At 72.2% G+C, this 16,065-nt stretch carries 9 protein-coding genes; 5 read left to right on the forward strand and 4 right to left on the reverse strand.

Annotated features, from left to right (window positions below; all coding sequences use genetic code 11):
- Positions 1-8: 8 nt before the first annotated feature.
- The 3 genes from zwf to ACIP64_RS13360 all read right to left on the reverse strand — a co-directional run bounded on the left by zwf (position 9) and on the right by ACIP64_RS13360 (position 3,636).
- Positions 9-1,469 carry a glucose-6-phosphate dehydrogenase gene (zwf, locus tag ACIP64_RS13350; protein WP_401585078.1) on the reverse strand — a complete coding sequence of 487 codons (1,461 nt, stop codon included), beginning with the start codon at positions 1,467-1,469 and terminating at the stop codon, positions 9-11.
- Positions 1,470-1,476: 7 nt separating this feature from the next.
- A complete protein-coding gene (gnd, locus tag ACIP64_RS13355) occupies positions 1,477-2,508 on the reverse strand; it encodes a phosphogluconate dehydrogenase (NAD(+)-dependent, decarboxylating) (protein WP_401585081.1) in 1,032 nt (343 codons plus the stop codon).
- 480 nt (positions 2,509-2,988) lie between these two features.
- Entirely contained in the window at positions 2,989-3,636 is a 648-nt protein-coding gene (locus tag ACIP64_RS13360) for a TetR/AcrR family transcriptional regulator (RefSeq protein WP_401585084.1), read from the reverse strand.
- 65 nt (positions 3,637-3,701) lie between these two features.
- On the opposite strand from ACIP64_RS13360, the gene ACIP64_RS13365 reads away from it, so the two are divergent.
- Complete coding sequence (locus ACIP64_RS13365) at positions 3,702-5,357, forward strand: FAD-binding oxidoreductase (protein WP_401585087.1); 1,656 nt, start codon at positions 3,702-3,704, stop codon at positions 5,355-5,357.
- 361 nt (positions 5,358-5,718) lie between these two features.
- Here ACIP64_RS13365 and ACIP64_RS13370 read toward each other — a convergent pair whose 3' ends face one another.
- Complete coding sequence (locus ACIP64_RS13370) at positions 5,719-8,289, reverse strand: ADP-ribosylglycohydrolase family protein (protein WP_401585090.1); 2,571 nt, start codon at positions 8,287-8,289, stop codon at positions 5,719-5,721.
- 301 nt (positions 8,290-8,590) lie between these two features.
- Here ACIP64_RS13370 and ACIP64_RS13375 point away from each other — a divergent pair, with 301 nt between their 5' ends.
- From ACIP64_RS13375 to ACIP64_RS13390, 4 genes are all read left to right on the forward strand, one after another.
- Positions 8,591-12,568 carry a metallophosphoesterase gene (locus tag ACIP64_RS13375; protein WP_401585092.1) on the forward strand — a complete coding sequence of 1,326 codons (3,978 nt, stop codon included), beginning with the start codon at positions 8,591-8,593 and terminating at the stop codon, positions 12,566-12,568.
- A gap of 108 nt (positions 12,569-12,676) precedes the next feature.
- The gene (locus ACIP64_RS13380; RefSeq protein ID WP_401585094.1) at positions 12,677-13,825 is read left to right on the forward strand and encodes a HupE/UreJ family protein; all 1,149 of its coding nucleotides are present in this window, start codon (positions 12,677-12,679) and stop codon (positions 13,823-13,825) included.
- 87 nt (positions 13,826-13,912) lie between these two features.
- Positions 13,913-15,406, forward strand: a complete 1,494-nt coding sequence (locus ACIP64_RS13385) for an MFS transporter (RefSeq protein ID WP_401585096.1) — start codon at positions 13,913-13,915, stop codon at positions 15,404-15,406.
- Positions 15,403-16,011 carry a TetR family transcriptional regulator gene (locus tag ACIP64_RS13390; protein WP_401585099.1) on the forward strand — a complete coding sequence of 203 codons (609 nt, stop codon included), beginning with the start codon at positions 15,403-15,405 and terminating at the stop codon, positions 16,009-16,011. The genes ACIP64_RS13385 and ACIP64_RS13390 overlap by 4 nt, the downstream gene beginning before the upstream one ends.
- Positions 16,012-16,065 lie beyond the last annotated feature (54 nt).

The following is a 16,065-nucleotide window of genomic DNA, read 5'->3' on the forward strand; positions in this document are numbered from 1 at the left end:
GCCCCCGTTCACCCCCGCCGGGGCAGGCTCCAGTGGTGCGGTGCGATCAGCTTGCGTACGGCGGGCTCCGGGCCCCACGAACCGGGCGCGTACAACTCCACGGGCGGCGGGTTCTCCAGCAGCGGGGCCGATGCCTCCCACAGGCGCTCGATGCCGTCGGAACGCGTGAACAGCGACTGGTCGCCCAGCATCGCGTCCAGGATCAGGCGTTCGTAGCCGTCGAGCGCGTGCATCGAGTTGAAGGACTCGGCGTAGCTGAAGACCATCTCCGCTTCGCGCAGGCGCATCGCGGGGCCGGGGTCCTTCGCCAGGAAGCAGGCCGTGATGCGGCCGGGGTCGTCGAAGTCGATCATCAACTCGTTGCTCCGGACGCCGGCGCCCGCCCGTGCGGCCAGCGGGAACATGCGCAGCGCCGGTTCCCGGAAGCCGAGCGTCACCACGTGCCGCGCCTCGCCCAGCGACTTGCCCGAGCGCAGGTAGAACGGCACCCCGGCCCAGCGCCAGTTGTCGATGCCGACGCGCAGCGCGATGAAGGTCTCCGTGTCGGACTTCGGGTCCACGCCGGGCTCGGAGCGGTATCCCTCGTACTGCCCGCGGACGACATGGGCCGGGTCGACGGGCTTGAGCGACTGGAAGACCTTCTCCTTCTCGTCCCGCATGGAGTGCGCCTCGAGCGCCGTGGGGGGCTCCATCGCCACGAATCCCAGGAGCTGGAACAGGTGCGTGACGATCATGTCCCGGAAGGTGCCGGTGCCCTCGAAGAACTGCGCGCGGCCCTCGATGCTGATGCTCTCCGGCACGTCGATCTGCACATGGCTGATGTGGTCGCGGTTCCAGATCGGCTCGAAGAGGCCGTTGGCGAAGCGGAGGGCGAGGATGTTGTCGACCGACTCCTTGCCGAGGAAGTGGTCGATGCGGAACACCCGAGACTCGTCGAAGACCGCGTGGATCGACGCGTTCAGCGCTCGGGCGGAAGCGAGGTCCGTACCGAAGGGCTTCTCCACGATGATCCGGCCGTTCTCGGCCAGGCCGCTCGCCCCGAGCGTCTCCACCACGGAGACGAACGCGCTCGGCGGCACCGCCAGGTGGAACAGGCGCCGCGGGCTGGCCCCGATGGCCTTCTCGGCCTCCTGCACGGCCGCGAGCAGCGGCCCGGCGGCTCCGGGATCGCACGCGCCGAAGGAGAGCGTGGACTCGAACTCCCGCCACGCCTTGCCCTCGGGCTTGGACCGGCCGAACTCCGCGACCGCATCCCGCGCGTGCTTGCGGAAGTCCTCGTCGCTCATCGTGCTCTGGGCCGGAGCCGAGCCGACGATACGGTAACGGGCAGGCAGCAGCCCCGCCTTGGCCAGGTGGAACAGCCCGGGCAGCAGCTTGCGGCGGGCGAGGTCTCCGGTCGCGCCGAACAGCACCACCACGTGGTCGTCGGGCACCGGGCCATGACTCGGCGAGGGGGAGTGGCGGGTCATCGCGCCCTCACCCGGTCTTCTCGACGTGGCCGCCGAACTCGCCGCGCATCGCGGACAGCACCTTGTCGCCGAACTCGCCCAGTCCGCGCGACGCGTACCGCTCGGCGAGCGCGGCGCTGATGACCGGGGCAGGGACGCTCTCGTCGATCGCCGCCTGGACCGTCCAGCGGCCCTCACCGGAGTCCGAGACCCGGCCGGTGAACGAGTCCAGTTGCGGCGAGCGGGCCAGCGCGTCGGCGACGAGGTCGACCAGCCAGGACCCGACCACCGAGCCTCGGCGCCACACCTCGGCGACCTCGGCCACGTCGATCTCGTACGGGTACGCCTCGGGCTCGCGCAGCGGCGCGGTCTCGGCGTCGACGGTCCGGTGGCCCAGCCCTGCGTCCGCGTGCCGGATGATGCTCAGGCCCTCGGCGATGGCGGCCATCATCCCGTACTCCACCCCGTTGTGGACCATCTTCACGAAGTGGCCGGCGCCGCTAGGCCCGCAGTGCAGATAGCCCTCCGGCGCGGTCCCGTCGGACCTGGTCCTGCCCGGTGTGGGCTCGGCGTTCCCGCGGCCGGGGGCGATGGTGCGGAAGATCGGGCCCAGCCGCTCCACCGGCTCGTCCTCGCCGCCGATCATCAGGCAGTAGCCGCGTTCGAGCCCCCAGACGCCGCCGGAGGTGCCGCAGTCCACGTAGTGGATCCGCTGCGGGGCGAGCTGCTTGGCGCGGGCCATGTCGTCGCGGTAGTACGAGTTGCCGCCGTCGATGACGGTGTCGCCGGGCTCCAGCAGAGGCGCGAGTTCGTCGAGCGTCGGCTGCACCACCCCGGCGGGCAGCATCAGCCAGACGTTGCGCGGCGTCTCCAGCTTCTCCACGAACTCCTGGAGGGAGCCGGCGCCCGTCGCGCCCTCCTTCTCCAGCTCCAGCACGGCATCGCGGCTGAGGTCGTGCACGACGCACCGATGGCCGTCGCGCATCAGCCGGCGCACGAGATTCGCGCCCATCCGGCCGAGCCCGATCATGCCGAGCTGCATGGGTGAGTCAGTGGCCATGGTCGGTCTCCCCGTTCGTCAGCGGCGGCCTGCGCGGGCCGGACGTGGGTCTCGCGGTCGATGCCTGTGCGGGCGGCCGTGTTCCGGACGCCCGAGGCGGAATCTACCTATTCGGGGTGTTTGGTGCTCAGGGGATACCCGTCCCGGGACGGCGGTTCGCGGTCGGGCCCGGCCCGCGATCCCCCTCCGCGCCGGGGGTTCCCCTCTGCCGAGTGAGGTCCGGGCCGCGCTGCGCCGTACCGGTGACGTGTGACCACGCAAAGACTCGCGCCGAGCGCCGAGCGCCGTCGGCGTCGGCGTGGGCGGGTACTCCGGTGCGCGGTGGGTGTCCCGGCCCGATGTGACGGCGGCGGGAAGCTTGCGCCGCGCGTGGCGCCGGGTCCGTCCGGACGGACCCGCTCGGGCTGATTCCGGCGGGCATCAGCGGCGCGGTTCCGCGGCCCGTTTTTCAGCTGGGCCGGGCGGGCGATTTTCGGTTCTTCAAGGTCGGCCCGCCGTGGTTGGTGCGGCAGTCTGCGGATACAGCACCGCGAGGATCCGTTCGAAGCGTGCCGTCATGTCGTCGGCGCTCTGCTCGGGGTGGTGGCGCCACCAGGCGACTGCGGCGCTCACGGTCCCGTACCACAGGTGCGTGGCGAGGTCGGTGTCGAGCGCCTCGCCCGCCTCCGAGGAGCCGAGGAACTCGGCCACGCCGACCGCTCCGAGGCGGTTCAGCTCCTGTCGGTAGACGGCAGCCGCCGCATGGAGGGGCCCGTCGGCCGGCAGCGTCGTGTCATAGACGAGAGCCCAGTCGTCGACACGGGGCTCCAGCCTCCGGAAGATGGCCTCGAGAGTGCGCGCGGCACGCGTGATGTCGGACGGACCCTCCTGCGCCGCAGCGACGGCTTCGACGAGGCGGGATCCGGCGTACTCCAGGCACATCAAGTAAAGGCCGTCCTTGGAACCGAAGTACTCGTAGATCATGGGCTTGCTGATTCCGGCACGCGCTGCCACCGCGGCGGTCGACCCGCGTGCGTAGCCCTTGGCGCCGAACTCGTGTGCCGCCGCGTCCAGGATCAGCCTCTCCCGGTCGGCGCGGGGCATCCCCTTTGTCCCGGCCGTGCGGGCGGCCTTCTCCTCCTTGTCCATGGGCCCATCCTATGCGAAAGTGACCGACGGGTAATTTACCCGGCGTTCAGATCGGGGGTGCGGCATTGGGCAGCAAGACGCGGTCGTGGTGGGGATGGGGAAACGTCGAGGACGCGGTGACGGGCGCGGAGCGTGCGGAGATCACCCGGCGTACCGCGGAGATGCTGCCGGGCGCCGACCTGACGGTGCACGAGGCCCCGCCGATCGAATCGTTCGAAGTGCGGGCGAGCCGCGTCCAGGCGCCGCCGGCTCTGGCGTCGATCGCGTCCGCCGATGTGCGCGACCGGCTCGCGCACAGCCACGGGCAGGCGTTCCGCGATGTCGTGAGAGCGCTGCTGGGGCGCCTGCCCCACGTGCCCGACCTTGTGGTGCGCCCGACATCCGAGGCACAGGTCGTCGATCTCCTGGACTGGTGCAGTGACGCCGACATCGCGGCCATTCCGTTCGGCGGTGGTTCCTCGGTGGTGGGAGGCGTCGAACCGAGGGTGGGTGACGCCTACGCCGGGGTGGTCAGCTTGGACATGGGCGCCATGGACCAGGTCCTGGAGATCGACCGCACCAGCCGGGCCGCGCTCGTTCAGGCCGGGGTCCTCGGCCCGCACCTGGAGGACCAGTTGCGGCCCCACGGCTACAGCTTGAGGTTCTTCCCCCAGTCGTTCGAGTTCTCCACCCTCGGCGGCTGGCTGGCCACCCGCGCCGGCGGCCACTTCGCAACGAACCTCACCCACATCGACGACCTCACCGAATCGATGCGGGTCATCGCTCCCAGCGGGGTCCTCGAGTCCCGCCGTCTCCCGGGCTCGGGAGCCGGACCGTCCCCCGACCGGATGTTCCTCGGCTCGGAGGGCGCGCTCGGCGTCATCACCCAAGCCTGGGTACGCCTCCAGGACCGGCCGCGGTGGCGTGCGGGAGCCTCGGTGGGCTTCGCCGACCACGACGCGGGCGTGCGCGCGGTGCGCGCCCTGTCGCAGTCCGGCCTGAACCCCGCCAACTGCCGCCTCCTGGACCCCATGGAGGCGTTCATCAACGCCGCCGCCCCGACCGCCGTCCTGGTACTCGGCTTCGAATCCGCCGACCACCCCGTCAACGCCTCGATGGAACGCGCGCTGGACCTGTGCAGGGACCACGGCGGCACCCTGGCCGAGGAACCGCGCTACGCCGACACCGCGGAGCAGGACGCACGGACCGGGGCCGCCGACACCTGGCGCAACTCCTTCTTGCGCATGCCCTACCAGCGGGACGCTCTCGCCGCTCAGGGCATGATCGTGGAGACGTTCGAGACGGCCTGCACATGGGACCGGTTCGGCACCCTGCGCGCCGCCGTCGACGCCGCTGCCCAGGACGCGATGCGCCAGGTCGGCGCAGAAGGCGTCGTGACCTGCCGCTTCACCCACGTGTACCCCGATGGTCCGGCCCCGTACTTCGGTGTCTACGCCGCAGGGAAGTGGGGCAGGACGGTCGAGCAGTGGGACGAGATCAAGCAGGCGGTCTCCGAGGCGCTGATCAGCTGCGGGGCGACCATCACCCATCATCACGCGGTGGGGCGCGACCACCGCCCGTGGTACGACCGCCAGCGCCCCGACCTGTTCGCCGCCGCCCTGCAGGCCGGTAAGACGGTCCTCGACCCGGCCGGAATCCTCAACCCCGGCGTTGTCATCGATCCATCGGGTTCCAGCCGCGATGCGCACGGCCCACGTGCCGACAACGCGCCCGGCAGATGATCGTCGCGCCGCCGTCGGTTCCGGCGGACACCACCCGGTAGGCGTCCCCGTTGTTTCCGTCTTGGGGGTTGAAGCGCCGGAGTTGGCGGCAGCGGATGAAAGTCCTTGCACACGTCCTCGCAGCTACTGCAGCTGACCAGCAAGCGCGAGACCGGTGCGAGTGTCTACGCCGTCACCAGCCTCGACGCCCACCAGGTACGTTGAACGTTGCTGAACTTGGCCGGGTGACGTCGGGGGCCGTGCACGCGCATCCACGCCATGCAGACCTGCCGCCTGCGACGGCCGGGCGGTGCGCCGGGCCAGGCGGTGGCCGGACCTCTCATCAGCGCCTCCGACAGCATCCCGCAGGCCCGGTGCCCGTTCACCAGCCGGGGTAACGCCCCCGCCAGTGCGGGTCTCCGTCCGCGTGGGCCAGCTGCGTGACGAGATCGCGGGCCAGGATGTCGAGGACCCAGGCCAGTTCGTGGCGGCTGACCAGTTCGACGGGCAGGGCCTCCGCGCCGTGCGCGGCGCCCAGCAGCGCGCCCGCCACGCAGGCGACGGAGTCGCCGTCCGGCGCCCCCGCCGCGAAGCGCAGCGCGTCACCCACCTGCTCCCGCTGGGGGAAGGAGGCGGCGACGTACACGCCGCCGAGCAGCGCCGAGGGCGCGGTGGCGTCCGGCGCGAGTGCCGCGAGGCGTTCGGCGTCGGCGCCGTGGCCGACGGCCTCCTGCAGCGCGGCGTCGAGCCGGTCCAGTTCCCCTGCGTTCGGGTCGCGGTCGGCGGCGCGAAGAGCCTGGAGGCCCTCCCGCAGGGCTTCTCGCACCTGCGTACCGGTCAGGCAGTGCCCCGCCAGTACCACCGCGTGGGCCGCCGCGGAGTGCGCGGCCGGGTCGCCGTGGGTGAGGGCGGCAATCTCGCGAGCCCAATCGGCGGCCAGCTGGGGGCCTTCCGCCGCGCCCAGTACCGCGAGGGGAAGGGCCCGGGTCAGCGCGTGGCAGCCGCGGCTGGTCGTCGCCGGCTTCTCCCTGGTGCCCTGCTCGATCCCGGCCAGGGCGGCCACAGTCGCCGGTGCGGAGCCGCGGCGTTCGGCCAGCGCCGGCACCTGGGCGAGCCAGCCGTCGGGCCACACCTCTTCGCCCGACTCCCAGCGCTTGGCCTCCAGGCCTTGCAGCGCGGCCCAGCGGCCGTACGCGTGCCACACCACCGACGGCGGGTGGCAGATGCCCTTGTCGGCGTCGCGTACCAGGGCGCGGATCGTGCCCTCGGCGGTGAAGCACGCCAGTTGGGTGCTGACCCCGGCCCGCAGCGCGCCTTCGGCCGGCAGCTTGCCCCCGGCACGGCCCACCGTGTCGCCCACGGCCAGGCCGAGCATCAGCCCGCGCGCCCGGGACGATGCGACCTTCGCCTTCACGCACTCCCGGCCCTCGACGGCAACCGCCCGCGCGGTCAGTTCGTGGACCGCCTCCTGGAGTTCGGGGTGCGCGTGGAGGTGCCAGCCGCCGGTCAGCGTGCGGCGCAGGTCGCGCAGCGCGGTCTCCGCGCCGATCCCCTTGGCCAGGTGGCTGTAGACCGCCGCGACGGCCGGGGTGCGGCTCTGCCCGGCGAAGCAGTGGAGCAGGACGCGCTTGCCCTCCTGGCGCAGCCGCAGCACCTGGCGGGCGGCCTGGTCGACGGCGTAGTGGAGGTTGGCGTTCGATCCCTGACTGTCCACCAGCCACACGCGGACCTGCTCGACGTCGGTGCCCGTCCCCGGCAGGAGAGGTGCCGTGCCGATGCGGCAGAGCGAGACCACGGCGTCGACGTCTACCGGCCCGGCACCCTGGGCGAGGGCCAGGTTGCCCAGGACCACGCCGGGGTCGTGGGGGTGGGGTACGGCGAAGCTGCTGTGGTCGCCGGACGGCAGGTGCGGCGACGAGGGCCAGCCGAGCTTGTCGTCGCTCCCGCCCCGGGCGGTGAGCGCGGCCAGCCGGACCAGGTCGGGCGCGGTGAGGCCCGGCCAGCCGTTGACGGCCTGCTGCCACTCCAGCGGGACGCCCGAGCAGCCCCAGCGCGCGCCGAGCAGGGCGCCCGCGATGGCCGCGACGGTGTCGGTGTCCGTGCCGGCCCGTACCGCCGCCTCCAGAGCCAGTTGCAGGTGCTGGGCGGGGAAGCCGCCCTCGGCGGGCCTCAGTTCGGGGACCGCGGTGCGGGTGACGGCCGACCAGGCGGCCTGGAGGGCGCCGACGACCCAGCCGTTGTTGCCGAAGTGGCGCGGCGGATGGGCCTCTGCCTCGTCCAGCCGCTCGGCCCACGTCGCCCGGCGCTCGGCGGGGAGCAGGTCCAGGCCCTCGCGTACGCCGTCGAACGTGCCGTGCAGCACCGCCGTGCGGATGCCGGAGCACCACAGCACGCAGGCGTCGGCGCAGTCGGGGTCGGGGTGGGTGAGGGCGCTGACGGCGACGGCGGCCTCGGCCATGGCGGCGGCGTCGCCGAGGTGGGCGAGGGCGACGATCCCGGTCCGCATCAACGAGCCGTTCCCCGCGCTGCGGAGGTTGCCGGCGGTGTACTCCCGGGCGGCCTCCCGCATCGCCGTGCCCGCCGAGCCGGGTGCCCGGGCGGCGGTGCTCAGGATCACGCTGGTCTGGTTGCCGACGTCGCTGGCGCCCTCGCTCAGCCAGCCCTGGAAGTTCGCGGCGATCGCGTCCAGGGCTTCGGGAGTGCGCAGATCCGCTCCGGCCGCCGCCACCTCGGCGATGCAGACCTGCATCTGGGTGTCGTCGGAGTACTCGCCGGGCTCGTACGGTCCGAGGCCGCCGCCGATCATCCGCGGCTGCTGGTCCTCGCTCAGCGTCGGCTTGAACTCGTACGGCACGCCCAGCGCGTCGCCCACGGCCGCGCCGAGCAGCACCCCGGCGGCCCGGTCCAAGACCCGCGCGTCCAGATGGGAGTCGCTTACGGGGGCGTGCGCCATGGGTGTCCTCCAGGTCGTCGGGCGGTACACGCAGGACGGGCCGCGGTCCTGATGTCGCGTCAGCCTCGCACGCCGAGGACTTATCGTCAATGGGACCTTATGGGGTGTCGATCGGGGCCTCAAGGGGCCGACGAACGAACCGTTTTGGACCGCCGTCCCCGCCCGCCCCAGCGGACCATTCCGCTGCTTGTTTACTTTTGCTTTAACGCCGTTCATCTGCGCCGCTCAGGATCCGCCATGGGCATGTCGTGGGTCTTTCCCGACGTGCCCTTTACCTTGCATCGATCGGGAGGGGCAGTTCGTGAAGCGGCCAACACAGTGGCGCAGACGGCCACATGGCGGATCCGGGGGATCGGGCGGCCGGCGGCTGCTCGGGGCGGCGCTCGCCTCGCTGCTGCTCGTGAGCGGAAACCTGACGGCGGCCTACGCCGCCGACTCCGCGCCGGAGCGCAGCGCGTCGGCCGACGCCCCGAGCCGGCCGACCCTCACGCCCGGCGACGGCACGTACCTGGAGGGCACCCGGAAGCTCGTGGCCACGCCCACGGCCGCCGGGGACTCCATCCGCCGGATCACCGTCGACGGCAAGGGCATCGACGCCGAACCGACGATCGGCGTGTCCCGGCTGAGCTTCGACGTCGGGTCGAACTCCACCGAGGCCCGGTACCACAACTACATCCTCGTCAACGGCGACTACCGCGCCGACATCGGCGACCTCGTCAACCAGCGCGGCACCATCGAGATCCCCAACGACCGCCTGCACAAGGGCGAGAACACCGTCGAGTTCTTCGCCGGCACGGTCGACAGCTCGTGCGGCACCAACTTCGACGACTTCGTGCTCTCCGACATCGGCCTCGACCTGCTCGGCGAGGTCGCGGACGGCGAGGAGAACGAGTACACGTACTCCTTCGGCGACGGCAGCTGCGGCAGCAACACCACGCTGCTGACGAAGGCGAAGCTGAGCTTCTTCGTCCTGGGCGACCCGCAGGCCACCACCGGCCTGTCCGCGGACGTCGACACCACCGGGCTGTCCAACGGCGAGCACGTCATCGGCGCGCGGACGGTCTCGGGCGAGTCCGTCAAGAACACCGTGACGGTCAACAACGCCCCGGCGGGCGCCCCCAAGCTGCTGCCCACGGACGGCACGCTGGTCAAGGGCCTCCAGCCGGTCTTCGCGAACTTCCCCGCGGGCGCCGAGGGCGACACCGCGGCGCTGACCGTGGACGGCAAGGTGCCCGCCACGGCCGCGCACCTCGGCAACGGCGCGGCGACGTTCTCCTTCGACGTCGGGTCGAACTCGATCGACGACAGGTACGACAACTTCCTGCTTGTCAACGGCAAGCGCATCGACCTCGGCGGCACCTGGGTGAGCCAGCGGGTCGACATCGCGGTCCCGGCGCGCTTCCTGGTCCCCGGTGACAACACGATCACCGTGGTCACCAGCGCGTACAAGGAGACCTGCGGCAACAACCGCGACGACTTCGACATCTCCGGGCTCGCGCTGACCCTCGACGGCGGCACCGTCACCGGCCACGGCATCGCCGACTCCTACGCCATGGGCGACGGCAGCTGCGGCAACAGCGCCACCCGCCTGCGCGAGGCGGACCTGCACTGGACGATCGACGCCCCGGCCGTGCACGCCGAGCCGACCCTCGGCGCGGGCAACGCGACCCTCGGCTTCACCGTGGGCACCAACTCGATCGAGGCCCGCTACCAGAACCACCTGCTGGTGAACGGTCAGAAGCACGTTCTCGACGGCGACTTCGTCAGTCAGCGGGTGAACCTGGCGCTCCCCAACGAGTGGCTGGTCCCCGGCTGGAACACGATCGACTTCGTCACCGGCACGTTTCCGACGTCCTGCGGTGACAACCGCGACGACTTCGCCGTCTCCGACATCACCCTCACCCCGGCGAGCGGCACGGCCACCGGCCGCATGCTCAAGGGCTCGTACAGCCTGGGCGACGGCAACTGCGGCGACAACGTCAACCCGCTGACCGAGATCGACCTCGAGTTCTTCGTCGACGGCCCCGCCCAGGGCCTGCGCGCCGACCTCGACACTGCGGAGATCGCCGACGGCACGCACACCCTGGCCGCGACGTCGAAGACCGGCAGGACCGCCACCCGCGTCCTGGTCACCGACAACTCCGCACCCGAGATCGCCTCCAGCGTCCCCGCCGCCGGGCAGCGGATCACCGCCTCGGTCGTCCTCGACGTCCGCCTGAAGGACCTCTCCGCCGTCGTGACCGGGCCGGTCGTCACCCTCGACGGCAGGCCGGTCCAGCCCGGCGCGGCGGTGGGCCCCGGCCTGTCCGCCGGTGAGCACACGCTGGCGGTGTCCGCCACCGACGGCGTCGGCAACAGCGCGAGCCGCGAGGTGAGGTTCACCTCCGCGGGCATCCCCGACGTCCCCACCGGCCTCTCCCCGGCGTCCGGTACGACCGACGCGGGGGGCAGCGTCCAGCTGTCGGCGAAGGTCGCCGAGCCCGACGGGGGCGAGGTGACGGCGACGTTCTCCGAGACCGAGATCGTCACGCCCGACCACGTCTACCAGGGCACCGCCCCCGCCGTTCCCACCACGCTCAAGGTCGACGGCGAGCAGAAGCTGAAGGCCACCGGCATCGAGCCCGCCGACGGCGCGACGATCGACGCGCCGGCCGGTGACGCCGTCACCTACCAGCGGTTCGACGTCCGGGCCAAGGACCTCGTCGACGCGCCCGTGCTGCGCTGGGAGGGGACCATCGACCCCGAGCGGCTGGCGGCGCTGCGCGTGTGGAACTCCGCGACCGAGCGGTGGGACGTCCTGACCAGCGCCCGCGGCGCCGTCAAGGGCGACACCGTGCTGACCGCGGCGGTCGACCGGAAGTATGTCGACGGCACCAAGGTGCACGTCATGGTGACCGGTGAGGACCCGTTCGCCGACGACATCGACGCCGGCGACCCGAACACCTTCGCCGACCCCGACTCCTACGACTTCTCGATCGTCCACTACACCGACACGCAGTACCTCTCCGAGGGCGCGGTCGAGCAGGAGACGGCCGAGGAGCGCGCGGTCTGGGAGAAGGCGTACGGCGACGTCTCGCGCTGGATCGCCGACAACAAGGACAAGCGCAAGATCGCCTACGTCGCGCACACCGGCGACCTCATCGAGAACAACATCCGCAAGCCCGCCGACGAGGCCACCCAGCGCCAAGTCACCGGCGAGCTGGAGGTGTCCTCGAAGCAGCAGAAGATCCTGGACGACGCCGGCGTGCCCAACGGCGTCATCGCGGGCAACCACGACAACCAGTCGGGCACCGAGAACGGCCCGGGCGCCATCTACAACAAGTACTACGGCCCCGACCGCTACCAGGCGCTGTCCAAGGGCTGGGAGCACGCCGAGTACGGCGGCCCCTGGCGCGAGGGCGACAACCAGAACCACTACGACCTGTTCTCCGCCGGCGGCCTCGACTTCGTCGTGGTCGGCCTGTCCTACGGGGTGACGCGCGAGGAGGCCGAATGGGCCGACTCGATCTTCAAGCGCTTCCCCGACCGCAACGGCATCCTGCTCTCGCACGACTACCTCGCACCCAGCAGCAACCCCAACGGCCGCGGCGCACCGTTCTCCGCGCCCGACGGCTCGATGCTCTACAAGACCGTGGTCCAGGACAACCCGAACGTGTTCCTGATCCTCGCCGGTCACGAGCACGGCGTCGGCACCAACATCAAGCCCCGGGTCGGCGAGGTCGCGCACGACGTCGTGGAGCTGCTGGCGGACTACCAGTTCTACACGGTGTCCGCGGACCGGCTGGGCCTCACCGAGATCGGCGGCTACAAGCCCGACGACCAGCTCCAGTTCGGCGCGAGCTTCTTCCGGATGCTCCAGTTCGACGTCAAGCGCTCCCAGCTGACCGTCGACACCTACTCGCCGCTGCTCGACGAGTTCGGCGCCACCGAGTACGACACCGACCACCGGTACGACGGCACCGAGGACAACATGGTGCTGCCGATCGACCTCAGCAGCCGCAGGACGACCTTCAGGACCGACTCGCTGGCGCTCTACAACCCCGTGAGCGTCATCGGCGAGGCCAAGGCCGCCTCCGGCGGGGTCGCCTCGGTGACCTGGCGGGACCTGGAGCCGGACACGACCCACGCGTGGATCGTCACGGCGCGCTCCACCGGCGGCGGCGTCACCGGCTCCGAGCCGGCCGTGTTCGTGACCAAGGACGCCAAGGGCAGGGCCGGTTCGTGGGGGCCGGAGGACTCCGCGTACCCGTGGTTCGGCCCGTCCGCGTCCGGCAGGTGACGCGCTGACGTGCTGACCGGCTGACCGCCCGCCGTCCCGGACCCGACCCGGTCCGGGACGGCGGGCGCGCCGCTTCCACCCCCTTCGACCACGAGAACCGGGATCCCCATGCGTTCCGCCGCTCCGCGCCTGCCCGCCGCGCTCCTCACCGTCGTCGCGGCGCTCCTGACCCTGCTCGCCGCCGGCCTCGCCCGCCCCGCCCCGGCCGCCGCGCACGACGCGACCACGACCGCGTACGTCGAGGTGACGGGCACCGGCACCGATGTCCGGGCGGAACTCGACCTCGAGTACGACCTCCTGATGAAGTCGGCCTGGCTGTACGAGGAGGCGTACGGCGCGAAGGACCGCGCCGAGCAGCTGCGCCAGCTCAAGGCCAACGCCCAGGCCGTGAACGCGTACGTCACCGGGCGCTTCGCCCTCGCCCACGACGGCACCGCCTGCGCACCCCGGCCGGCCGGGGACGCCCGCGTCCACACCCGCGGCAGCCGCCCGTTCGCCGTCCTCACCCTGGCCTACGACTGCCCCGCCGGCGCGGACGGCACCTACACGGTCTCCAGCGCCCTGTTCCCCGACGCCGAGAGCTTCGTCCACAGCACGGAGACGATCGTCCACTACGACATCGACGGGCAGCGCGGCTCCCAGGTGCTCACCGCCGCCGAGCCGACCCTGACGACCGGGGGACACCACCAGTCCCGCCAGATCGCGGACTTCTTCCTGCTCGGCATGGAACACCTGCTGTTCGGCCTGGACCACATCCTCTTCCTGCTGTCCCTGCTCATCGGCGCCCGCGGCCTGCGCGACGTGCTGCTCGCGGCGACCGCCTTCACCGCCGCGCACAGCGTCACCTTCCTGCTGGCGGCCATGGGCGTCGTCACCGTGCCGGCGGCGGTCGTCGAACCGGTCATCGCCGCCTCGATCGCCGCCATGGCGTGCGCGGGCATTTTTCTGCGGGACCGCGAGGGCACCGGGCGCTGGCGCCTGCCGGTGGTCTTTCTCTTCGGCCTGGTGCACGGCCTCGGTTTCGCGGGGGCGCTCGGCATCGACGAGAGCTGGTCCTGGGAACTGCTGCTGTCGCTGCTCAGCTTCAACGTCGGCATCGAGGCGGTGCAACTGGGCGTCATCGCCGTGGTGTTCCCGCTGCTGGTGCTCCTGCGCAGGACCCCCGCGCACCGCTGGGTCCTGCCCGCGATGACCGCGCCGATCGTGATCGTCAGCCTGTACTGGTTCTGGGACCGGGTGACCGCCGTCCCGTCGTGACCGCGGGCGCGGGATTGGTGAATCGCCATTCACCCGATAAGGTGAATCGCGATTCACCGTCCCGTCGCCTCGTCTGGAGACGCCCCCATGGCCCAGCCCGCCCCGGTTCCCGACACGACCAGGACCGGGCCCGTGCCGGGCGGCCTGCGCAAACGGCTGACCGTGCCGGTGCTGGCATTCGGCGGCATCCTCATGGCCGTCATGCAGACCGTGGTCGTCCCGCTGCTGCCGGACCTGCCGCGGCTCACCCACTCCTCGGCGGGCACCGTCTCCTGGATGGTCACCGCCACCCTGCTGTCCGGCGCCGTGCTCACCCCGGTGCTCGGCCGCGCCGGCGACATGTACGGCAAGCGCCGCGTGCTGACCGGCGCCCTGGCCCTGATGACGCTCGGCTCGGTGATGTGCGCCCTGTCCTCGCAGATCTGGGTGCTCATCGCGGCCCGGGCCCTGCAGGGCGCCGCGGCCGCCGTCGTCCCGCTGTCGATCAGCGTGCTGCGCGACGAACTGCCGCCCGAGCGGCGCGGATCCGCGGTGGCGATGATGAGCTCCACGGTCGGCATCGGCGCCGCCCTCGGCCTGCCGCTGGCCGCGCTGGTCGTGCAGTACGCGGACTGGCACACCATGTTCTGGCTCACCAGCGCCCTGGGCGCGCTGGGTGTGGCCGGTGTCTGGTGGGCGGTCGCCGACGCGCCGGGACGGACGCGCGGCCGGTTCGACGTCGTCGGGGCACTCGGGCTGGCCGCCGGGCTGATCTGCCTGCTGCTCGGGGTGTCCCAGGGCGGGCAGTGGGGGTGGGGCAGCGGCCGGATCGTCGGCCTGTTCGCCGCCGCGGTGGCCGTCCTCGTGCTGTGGTGGCTGCACCAACTGCGCGCCGCGCAGCCGCTGGTCGACCTGCGCCTCGCCTCCGGCGCGCGGGTCGGGCTCTCCCATGTGGCGGCGATGCTCACCGGCTTCGCCTTCTACGCCAACTCGCTGGTCACCGCGCAACTGGTGCAGGCGCCCAAGGCCACCGGGTACGGCCTCGGCCTGACCGTCTTCGAGACCGGTCTGTGCCTGCTGCCCGCGGGCCTCACCATGCTGCTGCTGTCGCCGGTCTCGGCCCGCATATCCGCCGCCCGCGGTCCGCGGATCACACTGGCCCTCGGCGCGGCCGTCATCGCCTTCGGCTACGTGATACGCGTCGCGGACAGCCGCGACCTGTGGGTGATCCTGGTCGGGGCCACCGTGATCTCCAGCGGCACCACACTCGCCTACTCGGCGCTGCCCACCCTGATCCTGCGGGCCGTGCCCGCCGAGCAGAGCGCCTCCGCCAACGGCGTCAACGTCCTCATGCGCACCATCGGCCAGGCCGCCTCCAGCGCGGCGGTGGCCGCGGTGCTCGTCCACCACACCAGCCCCGTCGCGGGGGTCCCCGTGCCGACGCTCGCGGGCTACCAGGTCGCGTTCGCCATGGCCGGCTTCGTCGCGGTCGTCGCGATCGCCGCCGCGCTGTCGATCCCCGGCGACCGTGCGCCGCGCGGGGACCGGAACACAGCCGGGACGGCGGAGCAGGCGCCGAACGCGACCCTGGAGGACGCGTGAGCGCCCACGACGCCGCCGCCGACTCCGGTGCGGGCGGGCGCCGCGACGCGGAGGCGACCAGGGCCGCGATCCTGCGGGCCGTGCGCTGGTTCCTGGCCCGCCAGCCGCACGCCGACATCACCTTGAAGGCGGTTGCCGAACGGGCGGGCGTCAGCCCGCCGTTGGTCCTGAAGTACTTCGGCAGCAAGGAGGCCCTGTTCGCCCGGGTGCTGTCCTTCGAGAGCGACGCCGATGCCCTCCTCGACGCGCCGCTGGACCGGCTGGGCCACCACATGGTGCGCCATGTGCTGGAGACCCAGCGCCACGACGGCACCGACCCCGTGCTGCGGATCGCGTTCGCACCGCTCCACGGGGACTCCGGGGACGTCCTGCGGGCCAACTTCCGCGCGCAGGTGACCGATCGGCTCGCCCAGCGGCTGACCGGCCCCGACGCCGGGCTGCGCGCGGAGCTCGCGCTGGCCGTGCTGCTCGGCTTCGGCGTCATGTACGGCATCGCGCGGGGCCCGGCGATGCGGGAGTCCGGCACCGACGACCTCGTCGCGCGGTACGGGCCGTTGGTGCAGGGCCAGTTGACGCCGGACGCCGGACGCCGGACGACGACGTGAGGCCCGGACGGCCGCCGGCACCTCGCCGGCGGCCGTCCGCGTCCGTGCCGTGAC

It is taken from the genome of Streptomyces sp. NPDC088733 (assembly GCF_044751185.1).
GTDB lineage: Bacteria > Actinomycetota > Actinomycetes > Streptomycetales > Streptomycetaceae > Actinacidiphila.

What these genes read in the sequence shown, in the direction of transcription:
- gnd (WP_401585081.1), bottom strand. Translation starts at nt 2,508, where the DNA reads ATGGCCACTGACTCACCCATGCAGCTCGGCATGATCGGGCTCGGCCGG.
- zwf (WP_401585078.1), bottom strand. Translation starts at nt 1,469, where the DNA reads ATGACCCGCCACTCCCCCTCGCCGAGTCATGGCCCGGTGCCCGACGAC.
- ACIP64_RS13370 (WP_401585090.1), bottom strand. Translation starts at nt 8,289, where the DNA reads ATGGCGCACGCCCCCGTAAGCGACTCCCATCTGGACGCGCGGGTCTTG.
- ACIP64_RS13380 (WP_401585094.1), top strand. Translation starts at nt 12,677, where the DNA reads ATGCGTTCCGCCGCTCCGCGCCTGCCCGCCGCGCTCCTCACCGTCGTC.
- ACIP64_RS13360 (WP_401585084.1), bottom strand. Translation starts at nt 3,636, where the DNA reads ATGGACAAGGAGGAGAAGGCCGCCCGCACGGCCGGGACAAAGGGGATG.
- ACIP64_RS13385 (WP_401585096.1), top strand. Translation starts at nt 13,913, where the DNA reads ATGGCCCAGCCCGCCCCGGTTCCCGACACGACCAGGACCGGGCCCGTG.